This window comes from Xylanimonas oleitrophica (assembly GCF_003244315.1).
Classification (GTDB): Bacteria; Actinomycetota; Actinomycetes; order Actinomycetales; family Cellulomonadaceae; genus Xylanimonas_A; species Xylanimonas_A oleitrophica.
In genome coordinates this window covers 36,419-54,516 of the sequence record NZ_QKWH01000004.1, presented here as the reverse complement: position 1 = coordinate 54,516, position 18,098 = coordinate 36,419, and the positions used below count along the sequence as shown (strand labels likewise).

Below are 18,098 nucleotides of genomic sequence, written 5' to 3'. Positions count from 1 at the left end.
TGGCGTGGAGGCTCGTCGCCTGGCCAGCGCGCTGGTGGCCGACTACGAGGCGGGCACCGGCGTCACCGGCGACCGCCCGGGCGGCCTCGCGCCATCAGCGGAGCCGCCAGCCGAGCCGGCGGGCGCGCCGACGACCGAGCGCACGGCCGAACCCCCGGCCGGGGCGCCCGGCGGCGGGCCCCCGCGCCCGGCACCGGGCGGCACCCCCGAGCCTCCCGACGACGGCCAGCCCTGGCTGGCGGCGACCCTGCCGGTCGCGGCGCTCGCCCTGGGCTCCGTCCAGGCGGTGTGCCGCGCGGCCGCCCGCGCCGGGGCCACGGGCCCCCTGGTCGAGGACCCGGCCGACCTGGGGGCGGTCGCCGCCGCGTTCTGCTCCGACCGGCTGCTGCGGCTCGACGGGCACCCCGTCGACGGGTTCGCCGAGCTGTCGGGGTTCTTCCGCACGGCCGACGGATGGGTGCGCACCCACGCGAACTACCCCCACCACCGGCGTCGGCTCGTCGAGACGCTGGGGGTCCCGGGCGCGGCGGGTGCCGCGGAGCTCGCCGCCGCGCTCGGCGACCGGCGTGCCCAGGACGTCGAGGACGCCGCCACCGCGGCGGGCGCCGTCGTCGTCCGCGTGCGCACCGAGGACGAGTGGGCCGCGTCCGCGCCGGGACGGGCTGCGGCGTCGGGACCCCTGGTGCGGTCCCGCCCGCGCGAGGAGGCCGGTCCGGCCGTGCACCGCACGCTCTCCCTGGCGGGCGGCCCGCTGCCGCTGGCAGGCGTGCGCGTCCTGGACCTGACCCGCGTCGTCGCCGGACCGGTGGCCACCCGCACCCTGGCCCTGCTCGGGGCGGACGTGCTGCGCGTGGACCCGCCCGTGCCCGCCGAGATCCGCTGGCAGCACCTCGACACCGGGCAGGGCAAGCGCACGGCGCTGCTGGACCTGCGGGACCCCGGTGATCGCGAGCGTGCGCAGGCGCTCCTGGACGAGGCGGACGTGCTGGTCACCGGGTACCGGCCGGGCGCCGTCGAGCGGCTGGGGCTGGTGGCGCCGCCGGGAGCGGTGCACGCGCGGGTCAGCGCCTGGGGCGAGACGGGACCGTGGGCGGGGCGGCGCGGGTTCGACTCGATCGTGCAGGCCGCGTCCGGCATCGCGATCGTCGAGTCGCTGGGTGGCGAGGCCAGGGAGACCGCCCGGCCCGGCGCGCTCCCCGCGCAGGCGCTCGACCACGCCTCGGGCTACCTCCTGGCGGCGGGGGTGGTGGACGCGCTCGTGGCCAGGCAGGGCGACGGCCTGGGACGGGAGGTGTCCGTCGCACTGGCGCGCACCGCGGCCTGGCTCCTGGACCCGACGCCCGGCGCCGTCGGCGGGCCCCGCCGGGTCCACGAGGCAGGCCGCGACCCCCAGCACCCGGCGCCCGCAGGGCTGCCGCCCGGAGCGGTGGTGAGCCACGGGCACGGACCGCGCGTGACGACGGCGCGCCCCGCCCTGCCCGGGTTCGCCGACTACCCGGCGCCGGCGCACCCGTGGGGCACCGACCACGCCGCCTGGCTGCCCCGGTAGCACCGCCGCCACCGGGTTACGGTGCGGGCATGAACCTCGACGACGTCGTCGACGGGCAGGGGGCACTCCGGTTCGGCCGGTTCCCTCGTCGCCCCGCCACCGTGGACCCGCTCCGCCGGCGGAGCCTCGTGCCGTCCGGGCTGCGCCGGATGCGCCTCAAGCAGTGGGTGGGCTGGACGCTCGTCCATCCGGACTGGGCGGGCTCGATGATCCTGCAGGACGCCGGCTACCTGGCCAGCGCGGAGCTGTACGTGGCCGAGCGGGCCACGGGCGTGCGGCACGAGTACCAGGCGGGTGCGCGGCGTGGCACGCTGCGGCTGCCGACGGACCTCTTCCAGGCGCGGGTGCCGTTCCGGCGGGGCGGGTTCGGGCTGGAGTACCGGTTCGACCGCGCGGGCGGGGCGCACAAGATCGTCATCGACGTGGCGGCCCACGACGACGCCCCGGCGGTGCGCGGGGAGCTGACGCTCGACGCCCGCGCCGCGGCCCCTGACCTCGCGGTGAGCAGCCGCCTGCCGGGCGGCACCCTGTACACGACGAAGGCGACCTACCCGGTCTCCGGGACGCTGCGGGTGGGCGACCGCGACGTCGTCTTCGACCCGGCGCGCGACGCCGCGATCCTGGACGAGCACCGCTCGGCCCTCACCTACCGCACCGGGTGGACGTGGGGCACGTTCGCGTTCCACGACACCGACGACGACGGTGCGCTGTGCGGGGCGAACTTCGCGGTGCGGCCGGGACTGCCGGGGCAGGAGGAGGAGTCGGGTCTCTGGTCGCCGCAGGCGTGCGAGCCGCTGAGCGACGTCGTCTTCACGCCTGGCGGGCGCCGCTGGACCGACGCACCCGGCGCGCTGGCCGCCCGCGACGACCTCGACCACCCCTGGACCGTGCGCTCGCGCGACGGACGGCTCGACGTCGTCTTCACGCCGGACGGGCTCAAGACGGTGGGGCTGAGCTACGGCGTGGTGGCGATGGACTACGTGCAGATCTTCGGGCGCTACAGCGGCACGCTCACCGCGGGCGGGCGGGAGCGGAAGGTCGACGGGGCTCCGGGCGTGCTGGAGGAGATGAAGGCCCGCTGGTGACGCCTCGCGGGCAGGGTGGTCAGCGGGTGCGGGAGGCGCACGCGGCGTCGGCCACGGCCTCGGCGCCGTCGGCCACCGCACGCTCGGCGGCGCGCGCCCGGGCGACGGCCTCTGCCCGGGCCGCCACGATCCTGTCGTGCAACCCGGCGTGGACGCGGCGGCGCACCTGGCGGGCGACGGCCTCGACGTCGTCCTCGTCCGGCTCGGCGGGGCGCCCCAGGGCGTCCACCTCACCGCGGGCGGCGAGCTCGGCGCGCAGCTGCGCCACCGCCTCGTCGATCTCGGCCTGCGCCTGCTTCTCCGCCTCGTCGAGCAGCGCGACGACGGCGGCGTCGGCCTCCCGGCCCACCTGGTGCTCGGCGAACTCCCGGGCGGCCTCGTCCACGATCTGCTGCGCGTGCTCGACGACGGCGCGGGCCGTGGCGGGGGCGTGCGCCTTGAGGGCCTGCAGGTCGTAGAGCAGCACGCCCTCGACGTCGGCCACGCGCGGGTCGACGTCGCGGTGCAGCGCCAGGTCCAGCACCACCAGGGGGCGGCCCTCGGCCTCGTCGCCCGAGCGGACGGCGGCGCGCCGGCGCGCCCGGGCCACGGCGGCGGCGTCGAGCACGTACTCGAGGCTCGCCTCGGCGCCGCGCTCCCCGCTCTCGGGGCCGGCGCCCGCAGCATCCTGCGCGGGCTGCGGCACCGCGCCGGAGAGCTCGCCCGACGCCGTGAGGGACGCGACCGTGCGGCGGCCGCGAGCGCCCGAGACGGAGACGACGAGGTCGGCCTCGGCGAGCGCCTCGACGAGCGCCTCGGCGTCGTTCGGCAGGGCGACGACGTCGTGCGAGCCGGCGAAGATCTCGGCGCGGCCGGACTGGGAGTACACGCGGACGTCGTCCGACCCGCGGTTGCGCAGGGCGGCCACGGTGGCGCCGGCGTACGAGCCGGTGCCGATGAGCACGGTGCGCACGCCCTGCCACGGGGGCAGCACCTCGCCGGCGAGGTCGAGGCCGAGCTTGACGAGGGAGCGGCCGGTGGAGCCGAGCTCGGTGTGGGCGCCGACCCGCTTGGAGGTGCGTGAGGCCGTCTGGAACAGCAGCTCGAGGGTCTTGGACGTGGTCTGCTCCTCGCGGGCCACCTCGAGGGCGCGCTTGACCTGTCCGGAGATCTCCCGCTCCCCCACCACCATGGAGTCGAGGCCGGAGGCGACGGCGAACAGGTGCTCGGTCACCTCGGAGGCGGTGCGCACCGTGAACGACTCGGCGGCCGTCTCGGGGGTGACGCCGGAGGACTCGGCGACGAGCTCGGCCACGTGGCGGGTGGCGTGCTGCAGCGCGGGGGCGTGGAGCGGGGCCTCCACGTCGAGGTAGAGCTCGAAGCGGTTGCAGGTGGAGATGATGACGGCGCCCTGCACCGGGTCGCACGCGCGGACGACGGCGCGGCCCACCGAGGCAGATCCGGTGGACAGGCGCTCGAGCGCGTCGAGGTCCAGCTCGCGGTGGCTGGCGGTGAGGGAGAGCAGTACCACAGTTCCCCGACTTTATGCGGCATCCGCGGGCGAGGCAGAATCTCTGCCCGTGACCTCTCCCACTGTGCCGTCCGCGCCGCTGCCTGCCGACCACCCGCTCGTCGACGGCCGCACGGCACCGTCTCCCCTGGTCAGAGCGCTGCGGGGGGATCGGTCCGACCGGCTGCCGGTGTGGTTCATGCGCCAGGCGGGCCGCTCGCTGCCGGAGTACCGGCAGGTGCGCGAGGGCGTCGCGATGCTGGACTCGTGCCTGCGCCCGCCGCTGGCCGCCGAGATCACGTTGCAGCCGGTGCGCCGGCACGGGGTGGACGCCGCGATCTTCTTCTCGGACATCGTGGTGCCGCTGCGCCTGGCCGGTGTCGACGTCGACATCAGGCCGGGAGTGGGTCCGGTGATGGACCAGCCTTACCGCACGCGGGACGACGTGGCGCGCCTGACGGAGCGGGAGCTGACGGACGAGGCGCTGGAGCCGATCGCCGAGGCGGTGGCGCTGACGGTCGCGGGACTGACGGAGCTCGCCGAGCAGGACGGCAGCGGTCACGTCACGCCGCTCATCGGGTTCGGCGGGGCGCCGTTCACGCTGGCCGCGTACCTGGTGGAGGGCCGTCCGTCCCGCGACCACCTGGCGGCCCGCACCCTCATGCACGCCGACCCGCAGACGTGGGACCGGCTGACGGCCTGGACGGCAGAGCTCACGGGCCGGTTCCTGCGCACGCAGGTGCTGGCGGGCGCCTCGGCGGTGCAGCTGTTCGACTCGTGGGCGGGCTCGCTCTCCCTGGCGGACTACACGGCCCGGGTGGCGCCGTCGTCGACGCGCGCGCTGGCGCACGTGGCGGACCTGCGCACGCCGGACGGTGCGGGGGTGCCGGGCATCCACTTCGGCACGGGCACGGGCCACCTGCTCGGCGCGATGCGGGACGTGCTCACGGACGCCGGCGTCACCGACCGCACGGTGGGGGTGGACTACCGCACGCCGCTCGACGAGGCGATCACCGCCGTCGGCCCGGGCGTGGGCGTGCAGGGCAACATCGACCCGGCGCTCCTGGGGGCGCCGTGGGAGGTGCTGGAGGCGCACGTGCGCGACGTCGTCGCCCGTGGCTCCGGTGCGCCGGGCCACGTGGTGAACCTGGGCCACGGGGTGCCGCCGGAGACCGACCCGGCCGTGCTGACCCGCGTCGTCGAGCTGGTGCACTCGCTGTGAGCACCGGTCACGTGAGCGCCGACGGCGCCGCTCCCGTGCCCGCACCGGCCGGCCCCTCGGGGGGTGGGCACCAGGCTCCGGAGGACGTCGACGCCGTCGTGGTGGGCGGCGGCATCGCCGGGCTCACCGCGGCGCGCACGCTCGCGCGGCGGGGGCTGCGCACGGTGGTGCTGGAGGCGGACACCGCCCCGGGCGGCCCGGTGCGCGGCGGATCGTTCGCGTCGCTGCCGTCCGTGCCGATGGACCTGGGGGTCGAGTCGTACGCCGCCCGCGGGGAGGCGGTCACCGCGCTGGCCAGGGCGCTGGGCCTGACGGTGGTGTCTCCCGCGGCCGCGCAGGCGTGGGGGTACGCCGCCGGGCGCACGTTCCCCCTGCCCCGGGCCGGCATCCTCGGCATCCCGTCGATCCCGTGGGCGCCGGACGTGCGCCGGGCGATCGGCTGGCCCGGGGTGCTGCGGGCCACGCTCGACCGGCGGCTGCCGGTCCGGTTCGCCGACACGTCGTCCCTCGGGGCGCTGGTGCGCTCCCGCCTCGGGAACCGGGTCGCCGACCGGCTGGTGACGCTCGTGGCCGCGGGCGTGCACTCCGCCACGCTCGACAAGCTCGACGTCGACGCCGTGGCCCCCGGCCTGGTGGAGGCGTTCCGCCGCGAGGGGTCCCTGACCCGGGCGGTGGCCTCGCAACGGCGCAGCGCCCCGGCGGGGTCGGCGGTGCGCGGCATCGACGGCGGCATCCACGCGCTGGTGGAGGCGATCGTGGGCGAGCTGAACGCGGAGGCCGAGGCGTGGGCCGACAGCCCCGCCGACGACGCCGACGGCTCGGACCTGGTGCACGCCGGAGTACGGACCGGGCAGCCGGTGGTGGCGGTGGAGCGGGACGCCGAGGGCCGCTGGCGGGTCACGACGGCGGCCGGCACGGTGGTGCGTGCCCCGCGGCTCGTGGCGGCGACGCCCGCTCTCGGCCCGCTGCTCTCCCCGTGGGCCGGCGGCGTGGCCGCCCCCGAGCCGGAGGCGGGCGCGCCGATCGCGCTCGTCACGCTGCTGCTCGACGCTCCCGAGCTCGACGCCGCCCCGCGCGGCACGGGGATGCTCATCGCCCCCGACGCACCGGGCTCCGACGGGACGGGACCCGGCCGGGGCGTGCGCGCCAAGGCGTTCACGCACGCGACCGCCAAGTGGCCCTGGCTCGCGGACCGCGTGCGCGCGGCAGCGGGGCCGGGCGTGCACGTGGTGCGCCTGAGCTACGGGCGGCTCGGCGACGGCTCCGCGGACCCGGACGTCGACCAGGCCGCACACGACGCGTCGGTGCTGCTGGGTGTGGACCTCGCGGGCCGGGTGCGCGACCACCTGCTGCAGCGCTGGGACGGCTCCCTGCCGCCGCCCACGCCCGCCTACCGCGCCCGGCTGGCCACGTTCACCGACGCCATCGGCAGCACGCCGGGGCTCACGGTGGTGGGCGGCTGGGTGGCCGGCACGGGGCTCGCGTCGATCGTGGGGCACGCGCAGACGGCGGTGGCCGACCTGTAGGGGTGTGAGGTCGGTCCCAACCCGCCGCCCGGTTGCCCCTGCCCCGGCAGCACGCGAGAGACTGGACGGGTGACCTCGATGAGCACCCCCCTCCGTCTCGGCACGCGCGGCAGCGCGCTCGCCACCACGCAGTCGGGCATGGTGGCCCGCCGGCTCGAGGAGCTGACGGGCCGGCCGGTCGAGCTCGTGCACATCCGGACCGAGGGCGACGTGAAGACGGGCTCGCTGGCGAGCCTGGGCGGCACGGGCGTCTTCGTCACGGCGCTGCGGGAGGCGTTGCTGGACGGCCGGTGCGACGTCGCCGTCCACTCGCTGAAGGACCTGCCGACCGCGGGCGTCGAGGGCCTGACCATCGTGACCCCGGAGCGGGAGGACCCGCGCGACGCCCTGTGCGCGCGTGACGGCCTGACGCTGGACTCGCTGCCGCGGGGCGCGAAGGTGGGCACCGGCTCGCCGCGCCGTGCCGCGCAGCTGCGCGTGGCCCGGCCGGACCTCGACGTGGTCGACATCCGCGGCAACGTCGACACGCGGCTCAAGCGCGCTCTCGGCCCGGAGGCCGATCTCGACGCCGTCGTGCTGGCGTACGCGGGCCTGGCCCGGCTGGGCCGTACCGACGCCGTCTCGCAGGTGCTCGAGCCGGTGCTGGTCGCGCCTGCCCCGGGGCAGGGTGCGCTGGCCGTGGAGGCACGTTCGCAGGACGTGGCCGAGGGCGGCCCGCTCGCTGCCGCGTTCGCCGCGCTCGACCACCGGCCCACCCGCCTGGCGGTGCTGGCGGAGCGTGCGGTGCTGGCGCGTCTGGAGGCCGGCTGCGCCGCCCCGGTGGGCACCCATGCGCGGCTCGAGGACGGCGCGCTCGTGCTGGGCGCGGTCGTGGCCCGCACCGACGGCACGGAGCGGCTGGTGCACCGCTCGTCGGTGCCGCTGAGCCAGGTCGCGGCCGACGACGACGCAGCGGCCCGCGGGCTCGGCGTGCGGGTGGCCGAGGCGCTGCTCGACGACGGTGCCGACCGCCTGGCACCCCTGACCGCGTCGGCGCGCCGCCCGGCCCCCGCCCCGACCGACCCGACGCCGTCGGGCGCTCCCGGCCAGGACTCCGAGGGCGCCGGCGCGTGAGCGACCCTCTCGCCGCCGCTCCGGGCACCGCGCCCGGGGCTCCTCGCACGGGCTCGCTGGCGGGGCGCACCGTGCTGGTGGCGCGCGACCCTGCGCGGGCTGCCGGGCTGGCCGCTCTGCTGCGTGAGCGTGGGGCGGAGGTGGTGGTCGCCCCGGTGACGGCCACGGCGCCCGCGCCCGACGCTGCGGCCCTGGAGGCCGCGGTGCGCGGTCTCGCGGCCGGGGAGCACGCCTGGGTGGTGGTGACGAGCGTCAACGCGGTGGCACCGCTGCGGCAGGCGGCGGACCGCGCCGGCGTCGTGCTCGCCGAGGCGCCGGTGCGGTGGGCCGCTGTCGGGCACGCGACCCGGCGGGCGCTCGAGGCCGCGGGCGTCACGGTGGGGCTGGTGCCCGCCGAGCGCACGGCCGAGGGCCTGGTCGCCGCGTTCCCGCCCGCGCCGGAACCGGCGCGAGGTGTCGCGCGGGCTGTGCCCGGCGTCGGTCCTGGCGCCGGTCCTGGCTCAGGGCGGTCGCTGCTGCTGCCGCTCGGCGACCTGGCCCGCCCCGTCCTCGCCGACGGGCTGGCCGCCCGCGGCTGGTCACCGCGCACCGTGGTCGCCTACCGCACCGTGCCCGCGACCCTGCCCACCGACGTCGTGCGGCGCGCGCACGACGGCGACCTGGCCGCCGTCGTCGTCACCGCCGGCTCGGTGGCCCGCGAGGTGGCGCGCCAGCTCGCCGGGGCGTTCGGCCGCCCGGGCGCGCCCGCCCTCGTCACCATCGGCCGCCCCTCGGCCGACGCCGCGCGCGAGGCGGGCCTGCCCGTGGCCGCCGTCGCCGCCGCACCCACCGACTCCGCGCTCGCCGACGCCGTCGGCAGCGCCCTGTCAGGACGAGCGCGGGCCGTGCCCCACGCTGGTTCTGGCACCACCACGAAGGAGGACCACGAGTGAGCACGTCAGGGATCGTCTACCGGCCCCGCCGCCTGCGGGCGACGCCGCGCATGCGGCGCCTGGTCGCCGAGAACAGGCTGCACGCGGCCGACCTGGTGCTGCCGTTGTTCCTCAAGGAGGGCATCGACGCCCCCCTGCCCATCGCCTCCATGCCGGGCCAGGTGCAGCACACCGAGTCCTCGCTGCGCGACGCGGTCACCGCCGCGGCGCACGCCGGCCTCGGTGGCGTCATGCTGTTCGGCATCCCCGCCGTGCGTGACGCCGTCGGCTCCCAGGCCGAGGCCCCCGACGGCGTGCTGCAGCGCGCCATCCGCATCGCCCGCGAGGCGATCGCCACGGTGGAGCACGCCACGGGCCGCCCCGGCCCGGTGGTCATGGCCGACACCTGCCTGGACGAGTTCACCGACCACGGCCACTGCGGCGTGCTGACCGCCGAGGGCGAGGTGGACAACGACGCCACGCTGGAGCGCTACGCCGCCATGGCCGTGGCCCAGGCCAGGGCAGGCGTCGAGGTGGTCTCCCCCAGCGGCATGATGGACGGCCAGGTCGCCGTCATCCGGGACGCGCTCGACGACGCCGGGTTCACCGGCGTGAGCGTGCTCGCCTACAGCGCGAAGTACGCCAGCCCCTTCTACGGCCCGTTCCGGGAGGCCGTGGACAGCACGCTCCAGGGCGACCGCCGCACCTACCAGATGGACGCCGCCAACGGACGCGAGGGCCTGCGCGAGGCCGACCTGGACCTCGCCGAGGGCGCCGACATGGTCATGGTCAAGCCCGCCGGCTCCTACCTCGACGTGCTGCGCGGCGTGGCCGACCGCTCCGACGTGCCCGTGGCCGCCTACCAGGTGAGCGGCGAGTACGCGATGATCGAGGCGGCCGCCGCGAACGGCTGGATCGACCGCAAGGCGTCCGTGCTGGAGAGCGTGCTGGGCATCAGGCGCGCGGGAGCCGACGTCATCCTGACGTACTGGGCGCTGGAGATCGCCGGCTGGCTGGCGGCCGACGTCGCCGCGCCCGCCGCGCAGGCCACCGAGGGCGCCCCCGGGGCCGCCGGCGAGACCACGAAGGAGAAGCAGGGAGCATGACGGACACGGCAGGTTTCGGCACGGTGGACGCCGCCCAGGTGGCGGCCGAGGTGCCCGCGGACAACCACAGCGCGTTCGTCCGCGCCCAGGCGGCGATCCCGGGCGGCGTGAACTCGCCCGTGCGCGCCTACGGCTCGGTGGGCGGGGACCCGCGGTTCCTGGCCCGGGCGGCGGGCCCGTACGTGTACGACGTCGCGGGGCGCGAGTACGTGGACCTGGTGTGCTCGTGGGGGCCGGCGCTGCTGGGTCACGCGCACCCCGAGGTGGTCGCGGCCGTGCAGGAGGCCGCCGCGCGCGGCCTGAGCTTCGGTGCGCCCACGGTGGCCGAGGTGGAGCTGGCGGAGGAGATCCGACGGCGGGTTCCGGCCGCCGAGCGGGTGCGCCTTGTCTCCACCGGCACCGAGGCCACCATGACGGCGATCCGCCTGGCGCGCGGGGTCACCGGCCGGTCCGTGATCGTCAAGTTCGCCGGCAACTACCACGGGCACGTGGATGCGCTGCTGGCCGAGGCCGGCTCCGGCGTCGCCACGCTCGCCATGCCCGGCACGGCCGGGGTGACCGAGGCGTCCGCCGCCGAGACGCTCGTGCTGCCCTACAACGACCTCGCCGCCGTGGAGCAGGCCTTCACCGAGCGCGGCACGCAGATCGCCGCCGTCATCGTCGAGGCCTCCCCCGCCAACATGGGCGTGGTGCCCCCGCAGCCCGGCTTCAACGAGGGCCTGCGCCGCATCACCCGCGAGCACGGCGCCCTGCTGATCCTGGACGAGGTGCTCACCGGGTTCCGCGTGGGCCCGTCCGGGTGGTGGGGGCTCGAGAACGAGCAGGTCCGTGCCGAGGGCGGCGAGGGCTACACCCCCGACCTGTTCACGTTCGGCAAGGTGGTGGGCGGCGGCATGCCCGTCGCCGCGCTGGGCGGCCCGGCCGCGATCATGGACCAGCTCGCGCCGAGCGGCCCCGTCTACCAGGCCGGCACGCTGTCCGGGAACCCGGTGGCCGTCGCCTCCGGCCTGGCGACGCTGCGGCTGGCGGACGAGTCGGTGTACGCCCACGTGGACGCCGTCGCCGACACCCTGGCCACCGCCGTCGGGCACGCCCTGGACGCCGAGGGCGTCCAGCACACCGTGCAGCGGGCCGGGTCGCTGTTCAGCGTGTTCTTCGGGCCGTTCGCCGCCGCCTCGGGCGTGCGCGACTACGCGCAGGCCCAGGCGCAGGAGACGTTCCGGTACCGGGCGTTCTTCCACGCCATGCTGGAGGCGGGCGTCAACCTGCCGCCGTCGGTGTTCGAGGCGTGGTTCGTCTCCGCCGCGCACGACGACGAGGCCCTCGCGCGCATCGTCGAGGCGCTCCCCGCCGGGGCGCGGGCGGCGGCGGCAGCCACAGCCTGACCGTGGGCCGGGTGCCGGGTGCCGGGTGCCGGGCGCCCGGCGAGCGCGACGGAGGGCGCGGCTGCGGGACCCGCAGCCGCGCCCTCCTCGTCCCTCGGCCCCGGGGGCGCGTCAGGCGGCGGTGCCCAGGTAGCCGTTCGGGTCGAGCACGTACTTGGTCGCCGCGCCCTCGTCGAACTCGTGGTACCCCTGCGGGGCCTGGTCCAGCGGGATGGCCTTGGCGTTGACGGCCTTCGCGATCTGCACCTTGTCGTGCAGGATCGCCTGCATGAGGGCCCGGTTGTACTTCATCACCGGGCACTGGCCCGTGGCGAAGGACAGCGACTTGGCCCAGCCGAGGCCGAGCCGCAGCGAGAGGGAGCCCTCCTTGGCGTCCTCGGTGGGGGCACCCGGGTCACCGGTGACGTAGAGGCCGGGGATGCCCAGCCCGCCGCCGGCCCTCGTCACGGCCATGAGGCTGTTGAGCACGGTCGCCGGCGCTTCCTGCGCCGAGTCCTTGCCGTGCCCGCGCGCCTCGAACCCGACGGCGTCCACGCCGCAGTCCACCTCCGGCACGCCCAGGATCTGCGCGATCTGGTCCTCGACAGGCCCGGCGGAGACGTCGACGGTCTCGCAGCCGAACGAGCGCGCCTGCGCCAGCCGCCCCTCGTTGAGGTCACCCACGATGACGACGGCGGCCCCGAGCAGCTGGGCGCCCACGGCGGCGGCCAGCCCCACCGGGCCGGCACCGGCCACGTACACGGTGGAGCCCACGCCCACCCCGGCGGTCACCGCACCGTGGAAGCCGGTGGGGAAGATGTCCGAGAGCATGGTCAGGTCGAGGATCTTCTCCAGCGCCTGGTCCCTGTCCGGGAACACCAGGCAGTTGAAGTCGGCGTACGGCACCAGCACGTACTCGGCCTGGCCGCCCACCCAGCCGCCCATGTCGACGTACCCGTAGGCCGAGCCGGGCCGCTCGGGGTTCACGTTGAGGCAGATGCCGGTCTGCTGCTCCTTGCAGTTGCGGCAGCGGCCGCAGGCGATGTTGAACGGCACGGACACGATGTCGCCCACCTTCACGAACTCGACGTCCGGCCCGGTCTCGACCACCTCACCGGTGATCTCGTGCCCCAGCACCAGGCCCTCGGGGGCGGTGGTGCGGCCGCGCACCATGTGCTGGTCGGAGCCGCAGATGTTCGTCGAGACGGTCTTGAGGATGACGCCGTGCGGCACCTTGCGCCCCACGTTGTCGGGGTGGACCCCGGGACCGTCCTTGAGCTCGAACGTCGGGTAGTCGATGTCGACCACCTCGACCTTGCCGGGTCCCTGGTAGCTGACGGCCCTGTTCGTGGGCATGGCGTGCTCCCTTCCTCGTGCTCGTGCCCGACGGCGGGGGCCCGCCGCGGGAGGGTGACGGCGCCCCGCGGCGGACGGTCGCGGTGGCCCCGGGGGAGCACGGACCGGCAGGGGGTGCGCCGTCGTCGACGCGGATGGTCCTGCGCACCCACGGTAGGCACAGGTGCGCTCCCGGCGACACCGGAGCCGCCCGCTGGTTGCATGGGGGAAGGGGCACCGTGCCGGGACCGTCCCGGCCAGGACGGAGGTTGCCGTGAACAAGTCCGAGCTCGTCGAGTCCGTCGCCGCCAAGACGGGGGTCAGCACCGCCGAGGCGCGCCGGCACGTGGAGGCCGTGCTGCACACGATCGTGGCCAGCGTCGCCGCCGGTGAGCGGGTGGCGCTGACGGGCTTCGGGTCGTTCGAGAGCGCCACGCGGCCCGGGCGCACGGCACGCAACCCGCGCACGGGGGCCGCCGTGGACGTCCCTGCGGGCACCGTGCCCCGGTTCCGTGCGGGTGCGGCGTTCCGGGCCTCGGTGGCTGCCGGCGATGCGCCCGAGGTGCCTGCTGTCGTGCAGCGCACCGCGTCGGTGCGGCGTCGTGGGCGGGTCGACGCCGCGGACGGGACGACGGCGCCCGAGGCGGACGGCACCGTCGACGGCGGTGCGAGGGAGCGCCAGGACGGCGTCTCCGTCAAGACGCTGAAGAAGGACGTCGAGAAGGCCGCCCGGAAGGCCGGCGTGTCCAAGGGCAAGGCGAAGAAGACGGCCAAGAAGGTGGCGGCCAAGGTGAGCGACCGGAAGGGCTAGCGCGGGACGTCGAGCCGTTCCGTGGGTCACACCCGCTTGACGAGGTACCCCCCGGGGGTATGGTGAGGGTATGAGCGACGCCCCCTCCCCCACGACCCCTGCCGACGCCGTCGGGTACGAGCACGAGCACCACCACGACGGCCCGCACGGTTACGCCTCCGACAAGGAGGCGTACCTCAAGCGCATGCGGCGCATCGAGGGGCAGGTCAGGGGCATCGCACGGATGATCGACGAGGACGTCTACTGCATCGACGTCCTCACGCAGGTCTCCGCCGTGACCAAGGCGCTGCAGTCGGTCTCCCTCGCGCTCGTCGAGGACCACCTGGGGCACTGCGTCGTCGACGCCGCACGCCAGTCGCCCGAGGACGGCGCCGCCAAGGTGCGCGAGGCCGCCGAGGCCATCGGCCGCCTCGTGCGCAGCTGACCACCCACCACCCGCTCGAACGAGGGACGAAGCCATGACCACCCTGACCCACCTCTCCGTCACCGGCATGACCTGCGGCCACTGCGTCTCCGCGGTGACCAGCGAGCTCAAGGGCGTGCCCGGCGTCCAGGACGTCACCGTGGAGCTGCACGCCGGGCAGACCTCCTCCGTCCGCGTGGTGTCCGACCAGCCGCTCGCCGAGGCCGCCCTGCGTGCCGCGATCGACGAGGCGGGCTACGACGTCGCCGAGCTCGCCGTCCAGGAGGACGCGCTGGCCGCCGAGATGACCGAGCAGGCCCCAGCCCGCCAGGCGGCCCGCACCCCGCTGCCGATGGCAGGCAGCGGCACCTCCCCCGCTGGCGGCGACCAGCAGGGCGCCGAGGCGACCGCGCCCGAGGGCGGGCACGGCGGGTGCGCGTGCGGCTGCGGCGGCCAGGGCCGCCAGGGGCTGGGGATCGGCCTGCCGATCGTGCCGCTGCGATGAGCACCGACACCGAGCCGGCCACCGGCGCCGTCGCGCAGCCGCTGCGCGAGGTCGACCTCGCCGTCCAGGGCATGACGTGCGCGTCGTGCGTGGCCCGCGTGGAACGCAAGCTGCACAAGCTGCCCGGCGTGAGCGCCACCGTGAACCTGCCGCTGGAGAGCGCGCACGTGGTGCTCACGCAGGAGGTCGACGACGACGCGCTGCTCGCCGCCGTCGGCTCCGCCGGGTACACGGCGCACGTCACCGGCTCCCGCTCTCTTGCCCCCGCGTCCGCCCGCCACCCGGAGTCGGAGGCAGCGCACGGGTCCGCCGACGCCGGGTCCGACACCGCGGAGGGTGAGCACCACGCGGGTCACGCCCACACCGAGTACCGGGGCACGGACCTGCTGCGCCGCCTGCGCGTCTCGGCCGTGCTGACCGTCCCGGTGCTCGTGCTGTCGATGGTGCCCGCCTGGCAGTTCACCGCCTGGCAGTGGGTCGTGGCCGCACTCGCCCTGCCGGTGGTCACGTGGGGCGCCTGGCCGTTCCACGTCGCCGCCGCCCGGGCCGCACGCCACGGCTCCTCCACGATGGACACGCTCGTGTCCACCGGGGTGGTCGCCGCGACCCTGTGGTCGCTCTGGGCCCTGCTGCTGGGTGGCGCGGGCGACCTGGGCATGCGCATGGAGGTCTCGCTGCTGCCCTCGCGCGGCCACGCGGGCATGCCGGAGATCTACTTCGAGGTGGCCGCCGTCGTCACCACGTTCCTGCTCGCCGGGCGCTACGCCGAGCACCGGTCCAAGCGTCGCGCGGGCGACGCGCTGCGCTCCCTCCTGGAGCTCGGCGCCAAGGAGGCCGAGCGCGTCACGGAGGGGCCGGGCGGCACCCGCACCAGCGAGCGCGTGCCCGTGACCGCCCTGCGCTCGGGCGACCTGTTCACGGTGCGCCCGGGCGAGAAGGTCGCCACCGACGGCGTCGTCGTCGAGGGCGCCTCGGCGGTGGACACCTCGCTGCTGACCGGCGAGCCGGTGCCCGTGGACGTCACACCCGGAGACGCCGTCACCGGCGCCACCGTCAACACGTCCGGCCACCTGCTGGTGCGCGCCACCCGCGTGGGCGCCGACACCACGCTGGCGCAGATCGGCCGGCTGGTGTCGCAGGCCCAGACGGGCAAGGCACCCGTCCAGCGGCTCGCCGACCGGATCTCGGCGGTGTTCGTGCCGATCGCCTTCGCCATCGCCGTGGCCACGCTGGTGGGGTGGCTGGTCGCCGGCGCGGGGGCGCAGCTCGCGTTCACCGCGGCGGTCGCCGTGCTGATCATCGCCTGCCCGTGCGCCCTGGGCCTGGCCACGCCCACGGCCCTGCTCGTGGGCACCGGCCGCGGCGCCCAGCTCGGCGTGCTCATCAAGGGCCCGGAGATCCTGGAGTCCACCCGCCGCATCGACACGGTGGTGCTCGACAAGACGGGCACCGTGACCGAGGGCCGCATGCGCCTGGAGCGGGTACTGCCGACCGCCGGCGTGGACGCCGACGAGGCGCTGCGAGCGGCCGCCGCCGTGGAGGCGCTGAGCGAGCACCCGGTCGCGCGCGCCGTCGCCGACGCCGCCTCCCCCGCCGCCCCTGGTCCTGACCCTGCCGGGGCGCTGGAGGTGTCCCAGTTCGTCTCCACGCCGGGCGGCGGCGTCGAGGGCCTGGTGCGCGCCGCGCACGCCGGCCTCGGCACGGGCTCCGCCGCCGGGAGCCTCGACGGCCCTGGCGCGCTCAACGCCCGCCGCGTCGTCGTCGGCCGGCTCACCTGGCTCGAGGAGCAGGGCGTGCGTGTGCCCGACGACGTCCGCACCGCCGTCGAGACGACGGAGCGGGACGGCGCCACCACCGTGGTGGTGGCGTGGGACGGCACCGCGCGGGCCACGCTCGTGCTGCGAGACCCCGTCAAGGCCACCTCCGCCCAGGCCGTCGCCGAGCTGCGCGAGCTCGGCCTGCGCCCGGTGCTGCTCACCGGTGACGGCGAGGGGGCGGCGCGCGCCGCCGCTGCCGCCGTCGGCATCGACCAGGCCGACGTCGTCGCCCGGGTGCGGCCGGAGGAGAAGGCCGCCGCCGTCGCGCGGCTGCAGGGCGAGGGCCGTGTGGTGGCGATGGTGGGCGACGGCGTCAACGACGCCGCGGCCCTCGCCACCGCCGACCTCGGGCTGGCGATGGGCACCGGCACCGACGTCGCCATCGAGGCCGGCGACATCACGCTGGTGCGCGGGGACCTGCGCTCCGCGGCCACCGCCGTACGCCTCTCTCGCGGCACGCTGCGCGTGATCAAGCAGAACTTGTTCTGGGCGTTCGCGTACAACGTGGCGGCCATCCCCCTCGCGGCGGCCGGGCTGCTGAACCCGATGATCGCCGGCGCGGCGATGGCGGCCAGCTCGGTGCTCGTGGTGAGCAACTCGCTGCGCCTGCGCCGCGCCGGCTGACCCGCCGGCCGGGCGGCGGGCCGGGCAGCCGGCGGCACCGCCCGACGGTGCGACCGCAGTGCGGCGCCACAGTGTTCAGACGGCACAGACGGCACAGACGGCGGGTTCAGGAGTGGGCGAGGCCCTCACGCCGCGAACGCGGCCGCCACGGCGGCGGTGTCCTCGAACAGGTGCATGCGCGTGATCGCGCCGTCGGTCACGGTCAGGCGCAGCGCGACGTCCGTGTGGAACGGGCGACCCGTCGGGGCGGCGACATGGTCGAACACGGCGAACACCACCGCCTCGTCCCCGTCGACCACCACGGCCTCGACCGTGACGACGCTCCTGCCCGGTACCAGGGCCGCCCACAGGGTGCGGAAGTAGCCGGGCACCTCGCTCTTGCGCGACCGTGGGCCCACCCACGGGGTCAGCTCGGGGTCGCCGTGCACGTGCCAGTCGATCTCCTCGGCGAACAGCTCGCCGATCCCCTCGGCGTCCTGCGCTCCCAGCCGCTGGAGGAAGAGGTTCGTGATCTCTGCGGTGCTGCTCAACAGGGTCTCCTTCGTCGCCGGCGCATGGCGATCGCGGTTCTGTAGTGGTCAGTACAGAACGCTAGCAGATATGTAACGGTCGATATAGAATCGCGCGCATGGGACGACCGCGGACGTTCGACCGAGACGCCGCCCTGGACAAGGCGCTCCGCCTGTTCTGGGAGCGCGGGTACGAGCAGACGTCGATCAGCGACCTCACCCAGGAGCTCGGCATCGGGGCTCCGAGCCTCTACGCCGCGTTCGGGGACAAACGAACCCTGTTCGAGGAGGCCGTCGCGCGCTACGAGGCCAGCCCGCGCTCGGTGACCGCGGCCGGGCTCGCCGGGACGAGCCGGCGAGACGTGCTGCGAGCCATGTTCGAGCGCGCAGCACAGGAGTACGCCAGCAACGAGCACCCGCGCGGCTGCCTGGTCAACAGCGCTCCGGAGCTGGCCGCCAACCGCGCTCACAACCGGATGCTCACCGCGAACCGCCTGGGGCAGGTGGCAGAGGATGCCGAGTCGAGGGATGCCGCCGAGACCGTGGCCGCCTTCGCCCACGTGATGCTGGTGGGGCTGTCCTCGTACGCCAGGGACGGCGCCGACGAGCAGCAGCTGCGGCGAGTGGCCGAGCTGGCCCTCCACGCCGTCGAGGCAGGCGCGGGCGCGAAGGCCGGCTGAGCTCGCCCCGCCGGCCACGATCACCGACGGCGCCGTCCCCCAGGGTGCC

The 18,098-nt window shown here is 76.2% G+C and carries 16 protein-coding genes; 13 read left to right on the top strand and 3 right to left on the bottom strand.

All coding sequences use genetic code 11. From position 1 onward, the window contains the following. Positions 1-4 precede the first annotated feature (4 nt). Together DNL40_RS07475 and DNL40_RS07470 are read left to right on the top strand one after the other, a co-directional pair. Positions 5-1,549: a CoA transferase gene (locus DNL40_RS07475; protein WP_245885747.1), complete on the top strand. Its 1,545-nt coding sequence runs from the start codon at positions 5-7 to the stop codon at positions 1,547-1,549. 29 nt (positions 1,550-1,578) lie between these two features. Further along, the gene (locus DNL40_RS07470; RefSeq protein WP_111250629.1) at positions 1,579-2,634 is read left to right on the top strand and encodes a DUF2804 domain-containing protein; all 1,056 of its coding nucleotides are present in this window, start codon (positions 1,579-1,581) and stop codon (positions 2,632-2,634) included. A gap of 19 nt (positions 2,635-2,653) precedes the next feature. On the opposite strand, the gene DNL40_RS07465 is transcribed toward DNL40_RS07470, so the two are convergent. After that, positions 2,654-4,144, bottom strand: a complete 1,491-nt coding sequence (locus DNL40_RS07465; RefSeq protein WP_111250628.1) for a glutamyl-tRNA reductase — start codon at positions 4,142-4,144, stop codon at positions 2,654-2,656. 49 nt (positions 4,145-4,193) lie between these two features. Between DNL40_RS07465 and hemE the strand changes: the two genes are divergently transcribed. The 6 genes from hemE to hemL all read left to right on the top strand — a co-directional run bounded on the left by hemE (position 4,194) and on the right by hemL (position 11,386). Continuing rightward, positions 4,194-5,345, top strand: a complete 1,152-nt coding sequence (hemE, locus tag DNL40_RS07460; protein ID WP_111250627.1) for a uroporphyrinogen decarboxylase — start codon at positions 4,194-4,196, stop codon at positions 5,343-5,345. Between the two features lie 11 nt (positions 5,346-5,356). Further along, positions 5,357-6,871, top strand: coding sequence for a protoporphyrinogen/coproporphyrinogen oxidase (locus DNL40_RS07455; protein WP_111250837.1), 1,515 nt, complete (start codon positions 5,357-5,359; stop codon positions 6,869-6,871). A 78-nt stretch (positions 6,872-6,949) separates the two neighbouring features. Continuing rightward, positions 6,950-7,984 (top strand): hydroxymethylbilane synthase, encoded by a 1,035-nt coding sequence (gene hemC / locus DNL40_RS07450; RefSeq protein WP_111250626.1) that lies wholly within the window; start codon positions 6,950-6,952, stop codon positions 7,982-7,984. Next, positions 7,981-8,916, top strand: coding sequence for a uroporphyrinogen-III synthase (locus tag DNL40_RS07445; protein WP_111250625.1), 936 nt, complete (start codon positions 7,981-7,983; stop codon positions 8,914-8,916). Before hemC ends, DNL40_RS07445 begins: the two co-directional genes overlap by 4 nt. After that, positions 8,913-10,001: a porphobilinogen synthase gene (hemB, locus tag DNL40_RS07440; RefSeq protein WP_281268438.1), complete on the top strand. Its 1,089-nt coding sequence runs from the start codon at positions 8,913-8,915 to the stop codon at positions 9,999-10,001. Before DNL40_RS07445 ends, hemB begins: the two co-directional genes overlap by 4 nt. Beyond that, a complete protein-coding gene (hemL, locus tag DNL40_RS07435) occupies positions 9,998-11,386 on the top strand; it encodes a glutamate-1-semialdehyde 2,1-aminomutase (RefSeq protein WP_111250624.1) in 1,389 nt (462 codons plus the stop codon). Before hemB ends, hemL begins: the two co-directional genes overlap by 4 nt. Positions 11,387-11,497: 111 nt before the next feature. Here hemL and fdhA read toward each other — a convergent pair whose 3' ends face one another. Continuing rightward, a complete protein-coding gene (gene fdhA / locus DNL40_RS07430; RefSeq protein WP_111250623.1) occupies positions 11,498-12,721 on the bottom strand; it encodes a formaldehyde dehydrogenase, glutathione-independent in 1,224 nt (407 codons plus the stop codon). 253 nt (positions 12,722-12,974) lie between these two features. On the opposite strand from fdhA, the gene DNL40_RS07425 reads away from it, so the two are divergent. The 4 genes from DNL40_RS07425 to DNL40_RS07410 all read left to right on the top strand — a co-directional run bounded on the left by DNL40_RS07425 (position 12,975) and on the right by DNL40_RS07410 (position 16,860). Beyond that, complete coding sequence (locus tag DNL40_RS07425) at positions 12,975-13,511, top strand: HU family DNA-binding protein (RefSeq protein WP_179950995.1); 537 nt, start codon at positions 12,975-12,977, stop codon at positions 13,509-13,511. Between the two features lie 70 nt (positions 13,512-13,581). Beyond that, entirely contained in the window at positions 13,582-13,935 is a 354-nt protein-coding gene (locus tag DNL40_RS07420; protein WP_111250621.1) for a metal-sensitive transcriptional regulator, read from the top strand. A gap of 34 nt (positions 13,936-13,969) precedes the next feature. Beyond that, positions 13,970-14,419, top strand: coding sequence for a heavy-metal-associated domain-containing protein (locus tag DNL40_RS07415; RefSeq protein ID WP_111250620.1), 450 nt, complete (start codon positions 13,970-13,972; stop codon positions 14,417-14,419). Continuing rightward, complete coding sequence (locus tag DNL40_RS07410; protein ID WP_111250619.1) at positions 14,416-16,860, top strand: heavy metal translocating P-type ATPase; 2,445 nt, start codon at positions 14,416-14,418, stop codon at positions 16,858-16,860. The genes DNL40_RS07415 and DNL40_RS07410 overlap by 4 nt, the downstream gene beginning before the upstream one ends. 125 nt (positions 16,861-16,985) lie before the next feature. Here DNL40_RS07410 and DNL40_RS07405 read toward each other — a convergent pair whose 3' ends face one another. Then, positions 16,986-17,390, bottom strand: coding sequence for a nuclear transport factor 2 family protein (locus DNL40_RS07405; protein WP_111250618.1), 405 nt, complete (start codon positions 17,388-17,390; stop codon positions 16,986-16,988). A 98-nt stretch (positions 17,391-17,488) separates the two neighbouring features. On the opposite strand from DNL40_RS07405, the gene DNL40_RS07400 reads away from it, so the two are divergent. After that, positions 17,489-18,049 (top strand): TetR/AcrR family transcriptional regulator, encoded by a 561-nt coding sequence (locus tag DNL40_RS07400; RefSeq protein WP_111250617.1) that lies wholly within the window; start codon positions 17,489-17,491, stop codon positions 18,047-18,049. Positions 18,050-18,098: the final 49 nt, after the last annotated feature.

Bases quoted from the DNA above. Each gene is read 5' to 3' on its own strand.
- DNL40_RS07400 (WP_111250617.1), top strand. From the start codon at position 17,489: ATGGGACGACCGCGGACGTTCGACCGAGACGCCGCCCTGGACAAGGCG.
- DNL40_RS07415 (WP_111250620.1), top strand. From the start codon at position 13,970: ATGACCACCCTGACCCACCTCTCCGTCACCGGCATGACCTGCGGCCAC.
- DNL40_RS07410 (WP_111250619.1), top strand. From the start codon at position 14,416: ATGAGCACCGACACCGAGCCGGCCACCGGCGCCGTCGCGCAGCCGCTG.
- fdhA (WP_111250623.1), bottom strand. From the start codon at position 12,721: ATGCCCACGAACAGGGCCGTCAGCTACCAGGGACCCGGCAAGGTCGAG.
- DNL40_RS07420 (WP_111250621.1), top strand. From the start codon at position 13,582: ATGAGCGACGCCCCCTCCCCCACGACCCCTGCCGACGCCGTCGGGTAC.
- hemC (WP_111250626.1), top strand. From the start codon at position 6,950: ATGAGCACCCCCCTCCGTCTCGGCACGCGCGGCAGCGCGCTCGCCACC.
- hemL (WP_111250624.1), top strand. From the start codon at position 9,998: ATGACGGACACGGCAGGTTTCGGCACGGTGGACGCCGCCCAGGTGGCG.
- DNL40_RS07470 (WP_111250629.1), top strand. From the start codon at position 1,579: ATGAACCTCGACGACGTCGTCGACGGGCAGGGGGCACTCCGGTTCGGC.